Consider the following 16801-nt stretch of genomic DNA (forward strand, 5'->3'; position numbering starts at 1 on the left):
GCGCGGTGCCTCTTCCGGCGCGTGCATGTCGCGCGTCGGAAGAGGGTATGCCGAGCACCCGCGGCCCGCGCGCTGCACCGCTTAGCGTTCGATTTCGGCCCAGGCGGTCATGGCCTGACCGCCCGCGTCGTCGCCGGTCCAGAGCATCACGCGCGCAGCGTTGTCGGGATCGTCCCTGCCGCCGACGGTGACCGTGTCCTGGTGGAACAGCGGCGCCAGACCGCGGAAGCCAAAGCGCTTGACGCGCACGTCGGGCCGTTCCTGCCGCAGTAATTCGAGCGTCAGCATGGCCTGCAACGGGCCATGCACGATCAGTCCTGGATAGCCCTCCACATCGCGCACGTAATCGAGGTCATAGTGGATGCGGTGGCCGTTGAAAGTCAGCGCGGAAAAGCGGAACAACAGCACCGGATCGGCCTGCAGCGCACGGCCGAACTGCGCGGTGTGTTCCATACGCGGGCGCGGCGGTTGCGGCTGGCCTTTCTCGGGCATCGCGCGGTAGACGATGTCGTGCCGCTCGCTGAGGCGCGTCTCGCCCTGCACGCTGTAGTCGTGCGTGACCGTCACGAACCACAACTCGCCGGTGCGGCCGCTCTTGTGCTGTACATCGGTGATGGTAGACGTCTTGGTCACGGTTTCACCGACGCGCAGGCCGCGCTGGAAGCTCAACTCGCCGCCGGCCCACATGCGGCGCGGCAGCGGCACCGGCGGCAGGAATCCGCCCAGCGCCGGATGGCCGTCCTGGCCCAGTGTGTGCTGCGGCGCGCGCGGCAGAAAATACAGCCAGTGCCACAGCGGCGGCAGCGGCTGCGCGGCGATGGCGTTGCCGTCCAGATCGAAGGTGGCGGCCAGCGCGTGCACGGGCTCGGGGGCCAGCGTCTCGGTGCGCGTTTCCGAACGGCCGATCCATTCGCGCAGTTGTTCCAGAGTGGGTGTGCTCATCGTGATTCCATGGATCGTTCAGCGGCCCGCGGGCAGCCAGTTGGTGACGTCGCGTTCCTGCTCCAGCCGCCATACGCGGGCGATGATGGCGCGCATCTCCGCTTCGCTGGCGCCGTGCCGGAATGCACCCAGCTGGATCGCCTTGGCTTCCAGTTCGGGGCGCGACAGCGTGTTGTCCGGGTCGCCCTTCGGCACGTCGACGCGGGCTTCGAGCGTGCGGCCGTCGGTGGTCTGCACGGTCACGCGGCCAATCCACTGACGCGGATATGCGTTGTTGATTTCCTCGTCCAGCACCATCGTGACCTTATTGCAGAACGCGGCGATGCGGGTGTCCTGCAAGGCGTGCTGCTCGAACTCTGCCAGCCCGGCATGGGCGTGCACGGCCACCAGCCCCAGCACCGTGCCCATCGAAAACTTGGCCTGATGGATCGTGACGGGATTGACTACCGGGCCCAGCACGTCGATGGCGCCCTGGTGCACGTGGGCCGTCACCGCAGCGATCTGGTCTGCATGCAGCGATTCGCGCTGCATCAGCGCCTTCAGCGCATCGGCCGCCGGATGCGTGTGGCGGCACGAGGCGAAGAACTTGAATGACGTTTCGGCGGTGGCCCAACGCGTGCCAAGACGATCGGTCAGCGCGGCCGGGTTTGCGTCGCTGGACATTCCGGCGGCCATGCCCTGCTTGCCTTCGAGAATCTGTTTCGCACCGGTGAAGCCGGCGCGCGCGAGCCATGCCGACTGCAGGCCGTCGGCCGCGGCCTTCGCCGTGTGCAGCTGTTTGGAATCGGCGGCATCGCGCAGGAATTCCCACAAGCCGGCCGCTTGGGTGCCGGCGGAACCGAGCGCCTGGTTGATGCCTTGCGCATCGAGGCCGAACAGCTTGGCCACGGCCGCGGCGGCGGCCAGCGTGCCGACCGTGCCCGTGGTGTGGAACACGCGATAGTGCGAACGGCCCATGAATTCGCCGATCCGGATGCCTGCTTCGTAGCCGGCGATCGAGGCCAGCAGCACATCGGCGCCGGATTTTCCTTCGGCCTGCGCGGCGGCCATCACGGCCGGGAATACCACCGCGGCCGGATGCAGCACCGAACCGTTATGCACGTCGTCCTGTTCCACCACGTGCGACGACGCGCCATTGATCAGCGCAGCAAAGTAGGGCGAGGTGCGGCGGCGGTCCACCAGCACTTCCGCATCGCCGCCGTTCGGGCCCATCGCGGCGGCAAACTCCTGGATGCGGCGCACGGCCGGGGCGTCCTTGCCGGCGATGGCCGAGGCGATCCAGTCCAGGAACAGGTCCTTGGTGCGCTCGATGACGGGCGCGGGCACATCGTCCAGCTTCAGTTGCGCGATGAAGTCGCAGAGCTGCCGGGTCGGGTAGGTATCGTTGGGCATGGGGATGTCGGGCGTATCAGAACGAGCGCGGCAGTTCCAGCACGTGCTCGGCCACGTAGGACAGAATCAGGTTGGTGGAAATCGGCGCGACTTGATAGAGGCGCGTTTCGCGGAACTTGCGTTCGATGTCGTATTCGGCGGCGAAGCCGAAGCCGCCATGCGTCTGCAGGCACACGTTGGCTGCTTCCCACGATGCATCGGCCGCCAGCAGCTTGGCCATGTTGGCTTCCTTGCCGCACGGCTTGCCCGCATCGAACAATTGCGCGGCCTTGTAGCGCATCAGGCTGGCCGCTTCCACGTTGACGAACGAGCGCGCGATCGGGAATTGCACGCCCTGGTTCTGGCCGATCGGCCGGTCGAATACGATGCGCTCGCGCGCATAGCTGCTGGCGCGGTCGACAAACCAGTAGCCGTCGCCGATGCACTCGGCGGCGATCAGGATGCGCTCGGCGTTGAGCCCGTCGAGAATGTACTTGAGCCCTTTGCCTTCCTCGCCGATCAGGTTTTCCGCGGGAATTTCCAGGTTGTCGAAGAACAGCTCGTTGGTCTCGTGATTGACCATGTTGCGGATCGGCTGCACGGTCAGGCCGTTGCCGATGGCCTGGCGCAGATCGACCACGAAGACCGACAAGCCTTCGGACTTTCTTTTCACCTGATCCAGCGGTGTGGTGCGCGCCAGCAGCAGCATCAGGTCGGAATGCTGCACGCGCGAGATCCACACCTTCTGCCCGTTGATGATGTACTTGTCGCCTTTGCGCACGGCCGTGGTCTTGAGCTTGGTGGTGTCGGTGCCCGTGGTGGGCTCGGTCACCGCCATCGACTGCATGCGCAGCTCTCCCGAGGCGATGCCCGGCAGCCAGCGCTCTTTCTGCGCGTCGGAGCCGTGGCGCAGCAGGCAGCCCATCACGTACATCTGGCCATGGCATGCGCCGGAGTTGCCGCCGCTGTGGTTGATGGTTTCCATGATCACCGACGCGGCGGTCAGCGGCAGGCCGGAGCCGCCGTAGGACTCCGGGATCAGCGCGGAGAGCCAGCCGGCCTGGGTCAGCGCCTGCACAAACTGCTCCGGAAAGGCGTTCTGTTCCTCGATGCGTTGCCAATAGGCCGAATCGAATTGCTGGCAGAGGTCCCGTACGGCCTCGCGGATTTCCGGGTAAATCTGGTCTTGGTCCTGTGCTGCGGGCATGGCAATGTCCATGAATGTCGGGGTGAGGCCATTATTCCCGAGCCGCCGCGGCAGCAACATTCGCTTTTGCCGAAGCGCGGCTTTCGTGCCGGCATAGGGACGTGGCGCCAGCCTGGCTCAGGGTTATCCCGCGACTTTTCTGGCGCCTTGTCCAGCCTTCGGCAAATCGGAATTGTGCGCCGGGGCGATTGCTTTCACGCTGCGCATCACGGGATGAACCCGAATGATTTCCCGCCGATTCCACCCATAACCGGACGCGTGACACACGCGCCAACAGGAGACCACGCATGACCGCATCCCGGCTTTCCCATCCCATTGCCGCCCGTCTTCGCCACGCCGCGCTCTCGATGTCCTGCACCGCGCTGGCGGTGGCCGCCATGACGGCCTTGCCAGGGCGCGCGCACGCATCGGACGCCTATCCGTCGCGGCCGATCGCCATGGTGGTGCCTTTTGCGGCGGGTGGGCCTACGGATGTGGTGGCGCGCTCGGTGGCGGCGGCCATGTCGAAATCGCTGGGGCAGAGCGTGGTGGTGGAGAACCGGCTAGGCGCGGGCGGCACCGTGTCCGCCGCGTACGTGGCCAAAGCCGCGCCCGATGGCTATACGATCCTGATCCACCATAACGGCATGGCCACCGCGCCGGCGCTGTATTCGAAACTGCCGTACAAGCCGCTCACCGATTTCACGTTTGTCGGCCAGGTGGCGGACGTGCCGATGACGCTGCTTGGCCGTCATGACCTGCCGGCCAACAACCTGGCCGAGCTGGTCAGCTACATCCAGAAGAACCAGGCCAAGGTGAATCTGGCCAATGCCGGCCTCGGCGCGGTCTCTCAGCTTTGCGGGATGCTGTTCCAGAAGGCAATCGGCGTGGACCTGCAGACCATTCCCTATCAGGGCACCGCCCCGGCGATGACGGCGCTGCTCGGTGGTCAGGTCGATATCCTGTGCGACCAGACCACGCAGACGCTACCCCATATCAAGGCGGAAAAGGTCAAGCTTTACGGCGTGACCACGGCCGAGCGCATTGCGGCGCTGCCCAACACGCCGACGCTGCGCGAGGGCGGCCTGAAGGGCTTCGAGGTCAAGGTGTGGCACGGCATCTATGCGCCCAAGGGCACCCCGCCCGCCGTGATCGACAAGCTCAACGGCGCGCTGCGTGTGGCCCTGAAGGATCCTGCCGTGGTGGCCCGCATGAAGGACCTGGGCGCGGTGATCGTGCCCGAAGACAAGCAAACGCCGGAAGGGCTGCGCACGTGGCTGTCGTCGGAAATCGACAAGTGGTCGCCGATCATCAAGGCAGCCGGCGTGAAGGCCGATTGACGTTCTAGAGTGCGCTGGCGCCGCCTACACTGGCTGCCGCGCCGCGTCGACCAGGTACTGGATCAGCGTCTCGGCAAACTGGGGCAACTCCCGGCCGGGCCGGCGCACGAGCCGCAGTTCGCGCCGGGCCCAGTCGTCTTCGAGCCGGATGAAGCGCAGCACCTTGCGGCTGGCGTAGCGGCGCGCGCAGCTGTTGGGCACGATGGCGATGCCCGCGCCGGCCTCCACCATGCGGCACACCGCGTCGAAGCTGCCCACCTGTATGCGCAGGCTGATGCGCTTGCCCATGCCGCTGGCAATGCGGTCCAGAAACGTCTGAATCGCCGAGGACTGGTTCAGGCCGACGAAGCGGCAGGTGTCGAGCAGATCGGCAAAATGCAGCGCCTTGAACGCGGGCAGCGGGTGATTGACCGGCGCGATCACGATCAGCTCGTCGCTGCACAACTGCATGGTGTCGAGGTCCGCGGTGGCAACCTCTCCGGCCACGATGCCAAGGTCCGCAGCACCGCTGCCGATGGCCGACACGATATCGGCCGACAGGTGTTCTTCAAGCTCGACGTCCACGTCCGGGTTTTCGGACAGGAAATGCGAAAGCGCGTTGGCCAGGAAGGAATTGGTGGCCGTGGTATTGGCCAGCAGCCGCACGCGGCCCTTGACGCCCTTGGCATAGGGCCGCAGGTCCGAATGCAGGCATTCCAGCTGGCGGAACACTTCACGCGCGTGGCGCAGCAGTTCATCGCCGGCCGGCGTCAGCCGCACGCCTTTGACCTGACGGATCAGGAGTTGGGTCTGGAACGCTTCCTCGAGCTGCTTGATGCGCGAACTGGCGGCGGGCAGCGAAAGGAACGTGCGTTCCGCAGCGCGGGTAAGGTTTTCGGTTTCACCGACGTTTAGAAAAAGGCGCAGGTCGGTCAGGTCGTAGTGCATGGGTTCAGTGAGCGCGAAGCCCACTTTTGTCATTCATGAATTCCAAAATCTCGGGCGCCAATTTATCTTATGCGGCCATGCAATAGAACGGGTACGTTCCCGAATCCGGAAAACTGGCAGCCAAGGAGGCAGCAATGAGTGGAATGATGGCAGGCAAGGTAGTGGTGGTGACGGGCGCCGGTGGTGGCATCGGGCGCGGTATTGCGCTGGGCATGGCTGCAGCCGGTGCCAAGGTCGTGGCGAACGATCTGGGCGTGTCGATGAGCGGCGAGGGCGGCGATGCCGGACCCGCGCAGCGCGTGGTCGAGGAGATCCGCGCGGCCGGCGGCGAGGCGGTGGCCAATACCGACAGCGTGTCGACCTGGGCCGGCGCCAATGCCATCGTCCAGTGCGCGCTCGACCAGTTCGGCCGCATCGACGCCGTGGTCAATAACGCGGGAAACCTGCGCGACCGCATGTTTTTCAAGATGAACGAGGAAGAATGGCGATCGGTCATCGACGTGCATCTGCACGGCACGTTCTTCGTCAGCCGCGCCGCCGCCAACTATTTCAAGGATCAGGAAAGCGGTGCGTATGTGCATATGACGTCGACCTCGGGGCTGATCGGCAACCTCGGGCAGGCCAATTACTCGGCGGCGAAGCTCGGCATCGCTGCGCTGTCCAAATCGATCGCACTGGACATGGCGCGCTTCAACGTGCGTTCGAACTGCATCGCGCCATTCGCGTGGAGCCGCATGACCAGTTCGATCCCGGCCGAAACGCCCGAGGAAAAGGCGCGCGTGCTGCGCCTGCAGAAGATGGAAGCTGGCAAGATCGCGCCGGTGGCCGTGTTCCTGGCCAGTCCCGCCGCCAGCGAAGTCAACGGCCAGATCTTTGCCGTGCGCGCGAATGAAATCATGCTGATGAGCCAGCCGCGTCCCGTGCGCTCGGTGCACACCAGCGAGGGCTGGACGCCTGAATCGGTCGCGGAAATCGCCATGCCGGCCATGCGCAGCAGCTTCTTCAAGCTGGAGCGCTCGCCCGACGTCATCAACTGGGACCCAATCTAAACCAGCCCCTGCGGCCCGCGCCGCGTTGCAGTGCAGCAAAGCGGCGTGGCACGCATTCTGCTCATTCCTTCCATCACGTTGGATTCGCCGGCGCTGCGCCAGCGATCTGCCGACTGCGCACCTGGAGGGTGCGTGGCAGACGGCGCGAGCCAGGGCGCGTCAGGTCTGCGTGGTCCAACACGGTGCGCGAGTGTGCGAGTGCGCGTGAGGTGTGAAGCGTGTGAATGACTGTGTGATCGGCAATCGCGCGCTGGCACATTGCGCGTTGGCACTCGGGCATAGACAGTGCTGATTTGTGCGACCGGCAGGCCGAGCTCAAGCTAGTGCGGTTGGATGACGCATTGCGAATGAGCGGGAAAGCAGCGGCAATCCATCGGCAGGCAAGACGCGGCAATACGTCGCAGCGCGTCGTATTCAGGCGCTAGCCATCCATGATGCCGGTGGGGGGATTTGGCGCTTGCGGCGGCGCGCACGGCGCGATGGGTGTGCGGATGCGAACGCGCTGAAGCGCACGTGAGTCCGGCATAGATCGATATGAGTTTTACCTGCAAATCATGCGTTTGCACGATGGCCGAACGAATGCGGCTGATGCACAGTCATGACATGCGTGTAGGACCGTTGCCGACAGCGCTTGTCGGATGATTCTGGAATTGCAATGTGGTTACACAACACGCTGTGCACGATGCGCGGTAAAGGTGTAATGTGTGTCACAAGCATGGTCAATGGCCCGTCGCAGCGGGGTGAGCAAGGCGAGCGTTTCAGTGCATCGCGTGCACTTCATGAGTGTGTAGCGCAGTGACTGAACAGACAGCAACCGCAGTCAACGCCAACCTCACATCTGCCGTTATTTGACTATGATGAAGTAAGGACTTCGCAACTTGGCAACTCCACCAAGCCGGGGTGGCGGAACGCAAGATTGCCGCGAGGTCTTAGGGGAGTAGAACTACCTTCGCCTCGGACGTGGGACTCTGACGGGAGTGAGGTATGGACATTTTTGGCCACTACGCCACGCGCTTCGAAGCTCGCAAGGAAGAGGAATACAGCATCCAGGAGTACCTGGAGATCTGCAAGAAGGATCCTGTTGCCTATGCGACCGCTGCGGAGCGTATGCTCGCCGCAATCGGACAGCCTGAACTGGTGGATACCCACCACGATCCTCGCCTGTCCCGACTGTTCTTCAACAAGGTGATCCGGGTCTATCCCGCGTTCCGTGATTTCTACGGAATGGAGGACACGATCGAGCAGATCGTCTCGTTCTTCAAGCACGCGGCGCAGGGCCTGGAAGAGCGCAAGCAGATCCTGTATCTGCTGGGGCCTCCCGGTGGCGGCAAGTCGTCGCTGGCCGAGAAGCTCAAGGCGCTGATGGAAGAGATTCCGATCTACGCGCTGAAGGGCTCGCCTATCCATGAATCGCCGCTCGGGCTGTTTTCGGCCGACGAGGACGGCAAGATTCTGGAGGAGGACTACGGCATTCCAAGGCGCTATCTGAATACCATCCCATCGCCGTGGGCGGTCAAGCGTCTGCACGAATTCAATGGCGACATCACCAAGTTCCGCGTGGTGAAGCTGCGCCCATCCGTGCTGGCGCAGATCGCGATCTCGAAGACCGAGCCTGGCGACGAAAACAATCAGGATATTTCCTCTCTGGTCGGCAAGGTCGACATTCGCAAGCTTGAGGATTTCCCGCAGGACGATCCGGATGCCTATTCCTATTCCGGCGGCCTGTGCCTGGCGAATCGTGGCCTGCTCGAGTTCGTTGAAATGTTCAAGGCGCCGATCAAGGTTCTGCACCCGTTGCTGACTGCGACGCAGGAAGGCAACTACAAGGGAACGGAAGGCTTTGGCGCGATTCCGTTCGACGGCGTCATCCTGGCGCATTCGAACGAGGCCGAGTGGCAGACCTTCAAGGCCGACAAGAACAACGAGGCTTTCCTCGACCGGATCTATATCGTCAAGGTGCCGTACTGCCTGCGCGTGTCCGACGAGGTGAAGATCTACGACAAGCTGCTGCGCAGCAGTTCGCTGTCGGCGGCGCCGAATTCGCCGAACACGCTCAAGATGATGGCGCAGTTCGCGGTGCTTACGCGCATCAAGGAGCCCGAGAACTCGAACATCTTCTCGAAGATGCGCGTGTATGACGGCGAGAGCCTCAAGGATGTCGATCCGAAAGCCAAGTCGTACCAGGAATACCGCGACTACGCCGGCATTGACGAAGGCATGAACGGCCTGTCCACGCGGTTTGCGTTCAAGGTGCTTTCCAAGGTCTTCAATTTCGACAACACCGAAGTGGCCGCCAATCCGGTGCACCTGCTCTATGTGCTCGAACAGCAGATCGAGCGCGAGCAGTTTCCGCCGGAGCAGGAAGCCAAGCTGATGTCGTATATCAAGGAGTACCTGACCACGCCGTACGTGGAATTCATCGGCAAGGAAATCCAGACGGCCTATCTGGAGTCGTATTCCGAGTACGGTCAGAACATCTTTGACCGCTACGTGGTGTTTGCCGATCTCTGGATCCAGGACCAGGAGTACCGCGATCCGAATACCGGTGAAATCCTCGATCGCAACGCGCTCAACGACGAGCTCGAAAAAGTGGAAAAACCCGCGGGCATTTCCAATCCCAAGGATTTCCGCAACGAGATCGTCAATTTCGTGCTGCGCGCGCGGGCCAACAACGGCGGCAAGAATCCGGTGTGGACCAGCTACGAAAAGCTGCGGATGGTGATCGAGAAACGCATGTTCTCGACCACGGAGGATCTGCTGCCGGTGATCTCGTTCAATGCCAAGTCTTCGCGGGAAGACCAGGACAAGCACGAGAACTTTGTCAACCGTATGGTCGAAAAAGGCTATACACCGAAGCAGGTTCGGTTGTTGGTGGAGTGGTACCTGCGCGTCAGGAAGTCGTCGTAGGCAGTCTGCGGACGCGATGTCCTTCATCCATGGCGTCCTCATGGTCTCATGAGGACGCCTCAACAAGGCGGGCGAACGGCTTATGGCTACGGTCATCGATCGGCGCGAGAACGGCGGCAACAAAAGCGCTGTCAATCAGCAACGCTTCATCAAGCGTTACCGCGAGCAAATCCGGCAGGCGGTGGCGAAGGCGGTGTCCGGCCGCAAGATCATGGACATCGAGCAAAGCGGCCAAGTGTCCATTCCGGTCAAGGACATCACGGAGCCGATTTTTCATCACGGCCAGGGTGGACGGCGCGAGTGGATCCATCCGGGCAACAAGAAGTTCGTCAAGGGTGACAGCTTCGACCGTCAGCAGCAGGGCGGCGGTGGAACCGGATCGCGCGCCAGCGACAGCGGCGAGGGTGAGGACGATTTCGTCTTTACGCTGTCGCGCGAAGACTTTCTGAATTTCTTCTTCGAGGATATGGCGCTGCCGGACCTGGCCAAGCGTCATCTCGCCAAGATTGCCGAAGTGCGCAAGGTGCGCGCCGGTTTTTCCATCGACGGCACGCCATCCAATCTGTCGATCCTGCGCACCATGCGCAGCTCGCTCGGGCGGCGTATCGCGCTGTCGAGCCCGTATCTGAAGCGGCTGCACGAACTCGAGATCGAATACAACGAGACGCTGGAGAAAGAGGGTCCGTATTCGGCGCATGCCGAGGCGCTGATGGAAAAGATGCGGCACCTCCGTGCGCAGGTCGACCGGGTGCCGTTTATCGAAAAGCTCGACCTGCGGTACAACAACCGCGTGCTCAAGAAGCGCCCGCAGGCGCAGGCGGTGATGTTCTGCTTGATGGACGTCTCCGGATCGATGGACGAAAGCCGCAAGGATCTCGCCAAGCGTTTCTTCATGCTGCTTTATCTGTTCCTGAAGCGCAATTACGAACGCATCGACGTGGTGTTCATCCGTCATCACACGGTCGCCAAGGAAGTGGAAGAAGAGGATTTCTTCCATTCGCGCGAGTCCGGTGGTACCGTCGTTTCGAGCGCGCTCAAGCTGATGGTGGAAGTGATTCATGACCGCTATCCGCCAAGCCAGTGGAACATCTACTGCGCCCAGGCATCGGACGGCGACAACTGGGCCGGCGACTCGGAGTTGTGCGGCCGCCTGCTGCGCGAATCGATCCTGCCGCTGGTGCAGTACTACGCATATGTAGAGGTCGCTTCGGAAGAGCCGCAAAACCTGTGGGAGGAGTACCTCACGGTGAAGAGTCAGTTCGAGCACTTTGCGATGCAGCGCATCATCGGTGCCGACGAGATCTATCCCGTGCTGCACGACCTCTTCCAGAAGCGGGCCGCTTGGCCTTCGAGGTAGCGGGGCACGCATCGCAGCAGCAATCCGGTATCGCGCGGCCAGCGCATACGGGAATCGTCACTGGGGAAGTCTATGGCCTATCTATCGACAGGCTCGGAGTGGACCTTCGAGTTGATCCAGCGCTACGACCGCGAAATTGCCCGCATTGCCGGCGATTTCGGCCTGGACACCTATCCCAACCAGATCGAGATCATCACCGCCGAGCAGATGCTCGATGCCTATGCGTCGGCGGGGCTGCCGGTCGGCTACAACCACTGGTCGTACGGCAAGCATTTCCTTGCCTCGGAGCGCAGCTACCAGCGCGGCTACATGGGGCTGGCCTATGAAATCGTGATCAACTCCAATCCGTGCATTGCGTATCTGATGGAGGAAAACACGATGCCGATGCAGGCGCTGACCATCGCGCACGCATGCTACGGCCACAACTCCTTTTTCAAGGGCAATTACCTGTTCCGCACCTGGACCAACGCGGACGCGATCATCGACTACCTGCTGTTCGCCAAGAATTACGTGGCGGAATGCGAGCAGCGCTATGGCGAGCAGGAGGTGGAGCTGCTGCTGGATTCGTGCCACGCGCTGCAGAACTACGGCGTGGATCGCTACAAGCGGCCCAAGAAGCTGTCGATCACCGAAGAGCAGGCGCGCCAGACCGAGCGCGAGAACTATCTGCAGATGCAGGTCAACGACCTGTGGCGCACGTTGCCCAAGCATCGGCCGCATGCGCTGCGCGAGGAAGAAGAGGCGGCCGAGGCTGAAATGCCGTTCCCGCCCGAGCCGCAGGAGAACCTGCTCTATTTCATCGAAAAGAACGCGCCCAAGCTGCAGCCGTGGCAACGCGAGATCGTGCGCATCGTGCGCAAGATCGCCCAGTATTTCTATCCGCAACGCCAGACCAAGGTCATGAACGAAGGCTGGGCGACGTTCTGGCATTACACGATCATTCACCAGCTATACGAGGAAAAGCTGGTCAATGACGCGTTCATGCTGGAACTGCTGCAGGCGCACACCAACGTTATCTACCAGCCGCCGTACCACAGCCCTTACTACAGCGGGCTCAACCCTTATACGCTCGGCTTCCTGATGTTCCAGGACCTGCGGCGCATGTGCGAGAACCCCGACGACGAGGACCGCCGCTGGGCGCCGGAAATTGCCGGCAGCGACTGGCGCCAGACGCTGGACTTTGCCATGCGCAACTTCAAGGACGAGAGCTTCCTGCTGCAGTTTCTGTCACCGCGCGTGATTCGCGAGTTGAAGCTGTTCTCGGTGCTAGACGATGACCGCGAAGGCAAGCTGCGCGTGACCGCGATCCACGACGACGAGGGATACCGCGAGATCCGCCAGTTGTTGGCCAATCAGTACGACCTGTCGAATATGGAGCCCAACATCCAGGTCACCAATGTCGATGTCGGCGGCGATCGCTCGCTCACGTTGCGGCATTTGCAGAGTGATCGGCGGCCGCTGGCACAGAACTTCGACGAGGTGATCCGCCATGTCACGCGGCTGTGGGGCTTTACCGTACGTCTAGAGGTGGCCTACGAGGATGGCCGGCGGGAAATGAAGTATGAGTGCAAGCCCGAGCGCCGCCATCATTCGCATCGCAAGGCGGCATAGGGCGGATTAGGGCGCCATTAGGCAAGTGCAGCACGGCATGCCGGTTTTCGCGGCCGGAAAAGAAACGCGCCCCGCAAACCATGCGGGGCGCTTAGTTTTGTGCGGGTCGGGTGATGCGCTTCAGCGCGCCCGGGCTTGCGCCGAGCGCGGCCGCGCGGCGGAGCTGGCGCCGGCGCGTTGCAGATCGACGCCGGGAAGCAGATGCAGCAGACGCACCAGTTCCGACTGTCGATGCGTGCCGGTCTTGCGCAGCGTATCGCGGATGTGCACCCGCACCGTATGGGGCGACAGGAATTCACGCTCGGCGATCTCGTTGAGCGTTTCGCCTGCGGCCAGGCGAATGGCGATGATGCTTTCTTTCCTGGACAGCCCGAACAGCGATGTCAGTACGCCTGCGTCCAGCACAGAGCGCGATTCCGAATTGCCCAGCAGCATCATGGCCATCGGCAATTGCCAAGGCCCTTCCACGGGCTGCCGCGAGATCAGCGGCATGACGATGATCGGCACCGGCTGTCCGCCCGACGTGATATGCATCCACGAGCCTGCCGCCGCGCCGCCGTTGCGGCCGCCATGCACCGCGTTGTCGAGCAGTCCCGCCAGCACGTGCTGCAGCGATTCGGGCCGTGCGCGCAGCACGCCGTTATCGAGCGCCAGGTTGGTATCGGCCTGCACCAGCGCCTCGGCCCAGCCGTTGGCGTAGCGCACGCGCATGTCCGCCTGCAGCGCCATCACGCCGAAATCGAGCGTATCGAGCCCGGCCAGCCCCAGCGCGGCCAGTCCGCTCAATTCGAAATTGCGATGCTGCATGCGCGCGGCGCGCGCCCAGTGCGGCATGACCTGCGCCAGGCGGCGCCTGCAGTTGCGCGCGTCACAGTCGTCGCAACTGCGCGTCGCGCTCATCCACACGCACACATCGTGGGTGTCGAGCAGGCGGATGCCGTGCGCCAGGCCATCGCAGTCGAACGGCATCGCAGCATCTGGCATGGGATCGGGCAGCAGCGCGGTGTCGGTGGATGCGCCAATCAGGGCGCGACCGGGCTGCATGCGCATACTCTCGGGCATGCTGCTGGCATTGGTGAAGCAACCGTGCGGCGTGACGCCAAGGCGCGCGCGACCCGCGAGCTTATCCCAGATCAGGTAGCTCGGACTCGACGAACACGTGTAGTGGGAAAACAGGTCGAGGGCGGCTGGCATGGCCGCCACGTCCATGGCGGACTCATAGATGGAATCGACCAGACGATAAAAAACGTCGTCGGCAGACAAGTGTTCGCCCATTTCTTTTTCCCCCGGTGGCAAACGCCTTATTTCCTCAAGGCCGCTACGGCGAGGCGCGGCCATTCTTTATGTGTTTTTTGCTGCCCGCAACCGGTGCTGGACCCGATCGGCTGCGGCAAAGCGGCTTGTCGATGATCGTGCATAAACCGGCGCCCGGAATATCCCGCCAAGGGAGGGGGCGGCAGCCGTTAAACAGCGCGGGACGGCAAATTGCGAAAGTCCGCGAGATGGTAATGCTGTGTCAGCGGTATTTCAAAGCCTTCGCGATGAATATTCGGCGCGGGAATTGCACAAATGAGACACCGATTCTTCACGACGCGCCCCGCTGGCCACATTGCTTGCGTCTCACGGTGTCGCGGTTCTCGCGGACGTGACGATATCGGCGCCCGCACCGGCTGCGGCGGCCGTCGCAGCATCCGCCGCCTGCGCACCGCCATCCACCTGCACGGTGACATACGGCGCGGCCATGCGAATGCCGTTGCTGTCGAAATTGCGCTTCAGGCGCACATTGAAGGCGCGCGAAATTTCCGCCTGCATCAGCGGCCGGGTCTTGAACTGCGCCAATACGACCTGGCCGTTCGGATCGAAGCGGTCGAGACCCAGGATATCGAGTCCCGATAGCAGATTGCGGCTGTATCGATAGTCGCGTGCTACCTCGGCGCCCGTTTCGCGGATGATTTCCAGTGCGCGGTCGAAATCGCTCTGGTAGGCAATCGAAATATTGAATACCGCAAACGCATAGCCGCGCGACAGGTTCTTGACGGCCTTGATCTGGCTGTAAGGCAGCGTGTGCAAGGCGCCCTTGCCGTCGCGCAGGCGTACGGTGCGGATCGTCATGCCCTCGACCACGCCGGTGTGATCGGGCAGTTCGATCGAGTCGCCAATCGCGATCGAGTCTTCGATCACGATAAACAGCCCGGTGATCAGGTCCTGCACCAGGCTTTGCGCGCCAAAGCCGATGGCCAGCCCTACCACGCCGGCGCCAGCCAGCAGCGGCGTGACATTGACGCCCAGGTTGGCCAGCACCGCGATCATCGCCACTACCAGCAGCCCGACGAACGACGCGTTACGCACTAGCGGCAGAATAGTCTTGGCGCGCAGGCTGGGCTGCGCGGAGCGGTTGTTGGTGGGCGACAGCGATTCCGTGATGGCCGTGTCGATCAGCAGCCAGATCAGCCATGCCAACAGCACCACGCCTATCGCGCCGAGGATCGATTGCGTGATGTGCCGCGCCAGCGGTGTCGATTCGGCCAGCCGGATCAGCGACGTATGCCAGATGCGCGCGTTCAGTTCCAGGAAGGCGGCCCAGATCACCACGCGCATCAGCGCCCGGCCAAAGCGCCCGAAGCGGCGGAGATAGGCCGAGCGCCGGCGGTCGCGCAGGCGCGGGGCGCGCACGGTCGCCTTGGGCGAGCGGCCAACCACCAGCGTCAGCAGCATCGCCCCGACGAACAGGGCGACGGTGATCACCGCCCGGCGCAGGAACTCATCGGCATGCCCGGTTGCCATGATCGTGCCGACCACCGACGCCACCACCACCGCCAGCATCGGCAGATACCAGGCCTGACCGGCCATATGCAGCAGATCCATCACGGCAGGATGTTCCTGGCGATAGGGAAACGGGCGGAATGCGATCAACTGGCCGACAGCGCGGCGAAAACGCACCGTGAAGACGCCGATCAGGATCGCGGCCAGGATGTTGGCGAACGTGCTGGTCAGGGCAGACAGGTTGACGCCCAGCGCGGTGATCACGCGCGTATCGGTGTGGGCCTCGCCAAGTGCTGCCAGCGCGCCGGTGACAAACAGCAGGATCGGCGAATGGAGCAGCAGGTCGCGCACGGCATGCTTGCGGTGGCCAGACTGGAACAGTGCAAAGATGACCTGACAGACGGCCGACATCACCGCGCCGGCCACGATCGCATAGGCCACCAGCACGGCGCCGATGCTGGCCGGCGTGCGCCCGAAAACATGGCCGGCCAGCAGTACCGTGATAGCGAATGCCACGATCCACGGGCCGATTCGGCGCAGGAAATAGATGCCGACGTCGATCCAGGACGGCACGGTCGGCAGGCGCGGCGGGCGGGCGCTGCGTAGGCGGTTGCGGTGCAGCCGGCGCGACAGCTCGCGCAGCAGCCATCCCGTGAGGCCCCATCCCACCAGCACGATGCCGAATTCGCGCAGCGATTCCATGGCCGACCGCGTCTGGCCGATCGTCACCGCTTCCTGCCATTCCTCGCCGGCAAACTGCATGCGCCAGCGCCAGTAGTGCCATGGGCCGCTGTCCTTGTGCGGGGTCTTGTCGATTTCCTGCAGCGCTTGCGCAACGGCACCGATCAGTCCCGGGCCGGGAGCCGCCGCGCTGCTGGCCGGCACGGCCGACGCGTCGAGTCCCTTGCGGATGGTCTGCAACTGGTTCAGCAGCGTCTGGCGTTCGGCATCGTTCTGGAGCGTGTTGATGACTTGATCGAGCGATTGCGCCAGCGGCTGGCTGGCGGCGGGCGGCGCCGATGCGGGGGCTGTGGCTTTCTGTGCAGCGGCCAACAGCGGTGTGCTGGCGCCGTATGCAGTGCTGCAGAACATCAGGACGAGCAGGGCGGTCCGGATCCAGGCGGCGGGCAAACAGGAAAATCTTGGGCGATGCATGGCGGGGGCGCGGACGGTGCTTGTGCCGTCAGATAGCCAATATGCGCGTCACTGTAGCGCATTGCAGCACAGGTGCGCCGCACGGGCAGCCTCGCGGCGTATGACGGCTTGCTCAAAAATTCAAAAAAATTGAACAACTTCTCCGCAAACGCATCACTTTCAGTGGTGAGGCGATCGCTATAGTTCTGTTCAT

Annotated in this window: 11 protein-coding genes; 5 read left to right on the forward strand and 6 right to left on the reverse strand. The window is 63.1% G+C overall.

All coding sequences use genetic code 11. The annotated features are described in order from the left end of the window. Positions 1-81 precede the first annotated feature (81 nt). From AC1RKI_RS19790 to AC1RKI_RS19800, 3 genes are read right to left on the reverse strand one after another with little or no spacing between them, the layout of a single operon-like run. Positions 82-942 carry an HTD2 family dehydratase gene (locus AC1RKI_RS19790; RefSeq protein WP_492796735.1) on the reverse strand — a complete coding sequence of 287 codons (861 nt, stop codon included), beginning with the start codon at positions 940-942 and terminating at the stop codon, positions 82-84. 18 nt (positions 943-960) lie between these two features. Beyond that, the gene (locus tag AC1RKI_RS19795) at positions 961-2334 is read right to left on the reverse strand and encodes an MmgE/PrpD family protein (RefSeq protein WP_150981200.1); all 1374 of its coding nucleotides are present in this window, start codon (positions 2332-2334) and stop codon (positions 961-963) included. 16 nt (positions 2335-2350) lie between these two features. Further along, positions 2351-3520, reverse strand: coding sequence for an acyl-CoA dehydrogenase family protein (locus AC1RKI_RS19800; RefSeq protein ID WP_061956935.1), 1170 nt, complete (start codon positions 3518-3520; stop codon positions 2351-2353). Positions 3521-3807: 287 nt separating this feature from the next. Here AC1RKI_RS19800 and AC1RKI_RS19805 point away from each other — a divergent pair, with 287 nt between their 5' ends. Continuing rightward, on the forward strand, positions 3808-4839 hold the full coding sequence (locus AC1RKI_RS19805) for a tripartite tricarboxylate transporter substrate-binding protein (protein WP_423782045.1): 1032 nt from the start codon (positions 3808-3810) through the stop codon (positions 4837-4839). A 24-nt stretch (positions 4840-4863) separates the two neighbouring features. On the opposite strand, the gene AC1RKI_RS19810 is transcribed toward AC1RKI_RS19805, so the two are convergent. Further along, positions 4864-5766, reverse strand: a complete 903-nt coding sequence (locus tag AC1RKI_RS19810) for a LysR family transcriptional regulator (protein WP_244789047.1) — start codon at positions 5764-5766, stop codon at positions 4864-4866. Between the two features lie 134 nt (positions 5767-5900). Here AC1RKI_RS19810 and AC1RKI_RS19815 point away from each other — a divergent pair, with 134 nt between their 5' ends. The 4 genes from AC1RKI_RS19815 (at position 5901) to AC1RKI_RS19830 (ending at position 12690) form a co-directional block, all read left to right on the forward strand. Further along, positions 5901-6815 (forward strand): SDR family NAD(P)-dependent oxidoreductase, encoded by a 915-nt coding sequence (locus AC1RKI_RS19815; protein WP_061956921.1) that lies wholly within the window; start codon positions 5901-5903, stop codon positions 6813-6815. Between the two features lie 984 nt (positions 6816-7799). Next, on the forward strand, positions 7800-9722 hold the full coding sequence (locus AC1RKI_RS19820; RefSeq protein ID WP_061956922.1) for a PrkA family serine protein kinase: 1923 nt from the start codon (positions 7800-7802) through the stop codon (positions 9720-9722). Between the two features lie 82 nt (positions 9723-9804). Then, positions 9805-11079, forward strand: a complete 1275-nt coding sequence (locus AC1RKI_RS19825; RefSeq protein WP_150981197.1) for a YeaH/YhbH family protein — start codon at positions 9805-9807, stop codon at positions 11077-11079. Between the two features lie 72 nt (positions 11080-11151). Beyond that, positions 11152-12690 carry a SpoVR family protein gene (locus tag AC1RKI_RS19830; RefSeq protein ID WP_150981196.1) on the forward strand — a complete coding sequence of 513 codons (1539 nt, stop codon included), beginning with the start codon at positions 11152-11154 and terminating at the stop codon, positions 12688-12690. A gap of 120 nt (positions 12691-12810) precedes the next feature. On the opposite strand, the gene AC1RKI_RS19835 is transcribed toward AC1RKI_RS19830, so the two are convergent. Together AC1RKI_RS19835 and AC1RKI_RS19840 are read right to left on the reverse strand one after the other, a co-directional pair. Then, entirely contained in the window at positions 12811-13965 is a 1155-nt protein-coding gene (locus AC1RKI_RS19835; protein ID WP_492796738.1) for a helix-turn-helix transcriptional regulator, read from the reverse strand. 345 nt (positions 13966-14310) lie between these two features. Beyond that, positions 14311-16545, reverse strand: coding sequence for a mechanosensitive ion channel family protein (locus tag AC1RKI_RS19840; RefSeq protein ID WP_233473966.1), 2235 nt, complete (start codon positions 16543-16545; stop codon positions 14311-14313). Positions 16546-16801: the final 256 nt, after the last annotated feature.

Source organism: Cupriavidus sp. GW822-FHT06G04, assembly GCF_058799075.1.

Coding starts and splice junctions, on each gene's coding strand:
- AC1RKI_RS19790 (WP_492796735.1), bottom strand. CDS start 942: ATGAGCACACCCACTCTGGAACAACTGCGCGAATGGATCGGCCGTTCG.
- AC1RKI_RS19810 (WP_244789047.1), bottom strand. CDS start 5,766: ATGCACTACGACCTGACCGACCTGCGCCTTTTTCTAAACGTCGGTGAA.
- AC1RKI_RS19820 (WP_061956922.1), top strand. CDS start 7,800: ATGGACATTTTTGGCCACTACGCCACGCGCTTCGAAGCTCGCAAGGAA.
- AC1RKI_RS19815 (WP_061956921.1), top strand. CDS start 5,901: ATGAGTGGAATGATGGCAGGCAAGGTAGTGGTGGTGACGGGCGCCGGT.
- AC1RKI_RS19830 (WP_150981196.1), top strand. CDS start 11,152: ATGGCCTATCTATCGACAGGCTCGGAGTGGACCTTCGAGTTGATCCAG.
- AC1RKI_RS19795 (WP_150981200.1), bottom strand. CDS start 2,334: ATGCCCAACGATACCTACCCGACCCGGCAGCTCTGCGACTTCATCGCG.
- AC1RKI_RS19835 (WP_492796738.1), bottom strand. CDS start 13,965: ATGGGCGAACACTTGTCTGCCGACGACGTTTTTTATCGTCTGGTCGAT.
- AC1RKI_RS19840 (WP_233473966.1), bottom strand. CDS start 16,545: ATGTTCTGCAGCACTGCATACGGCGCCAGCACACCGCTGTTGGCCGCT.
- AC1RKI_RS19825 (WP_150981197.1), top strand. CDS start 9,805: ATGGCTACGGTCATCGATCGGCGCGAGAACGGCGGCAACAAAAGCGCT.
- AC1RKI_RS19800 (WP_061956935.1), bottom strand. CDS start 3,520: ATGCCCGCAGCACAGGACCAAGACCAGATTTACCCGGAAATCCGCGAG.
- AC1RKI_RS19805 (WP_423782045.1), top strand. CDS start 3,808: ATGACCGCATCCCGGCTTTCCCATCCCATTGCCGCCCGTCTTCGCCAC.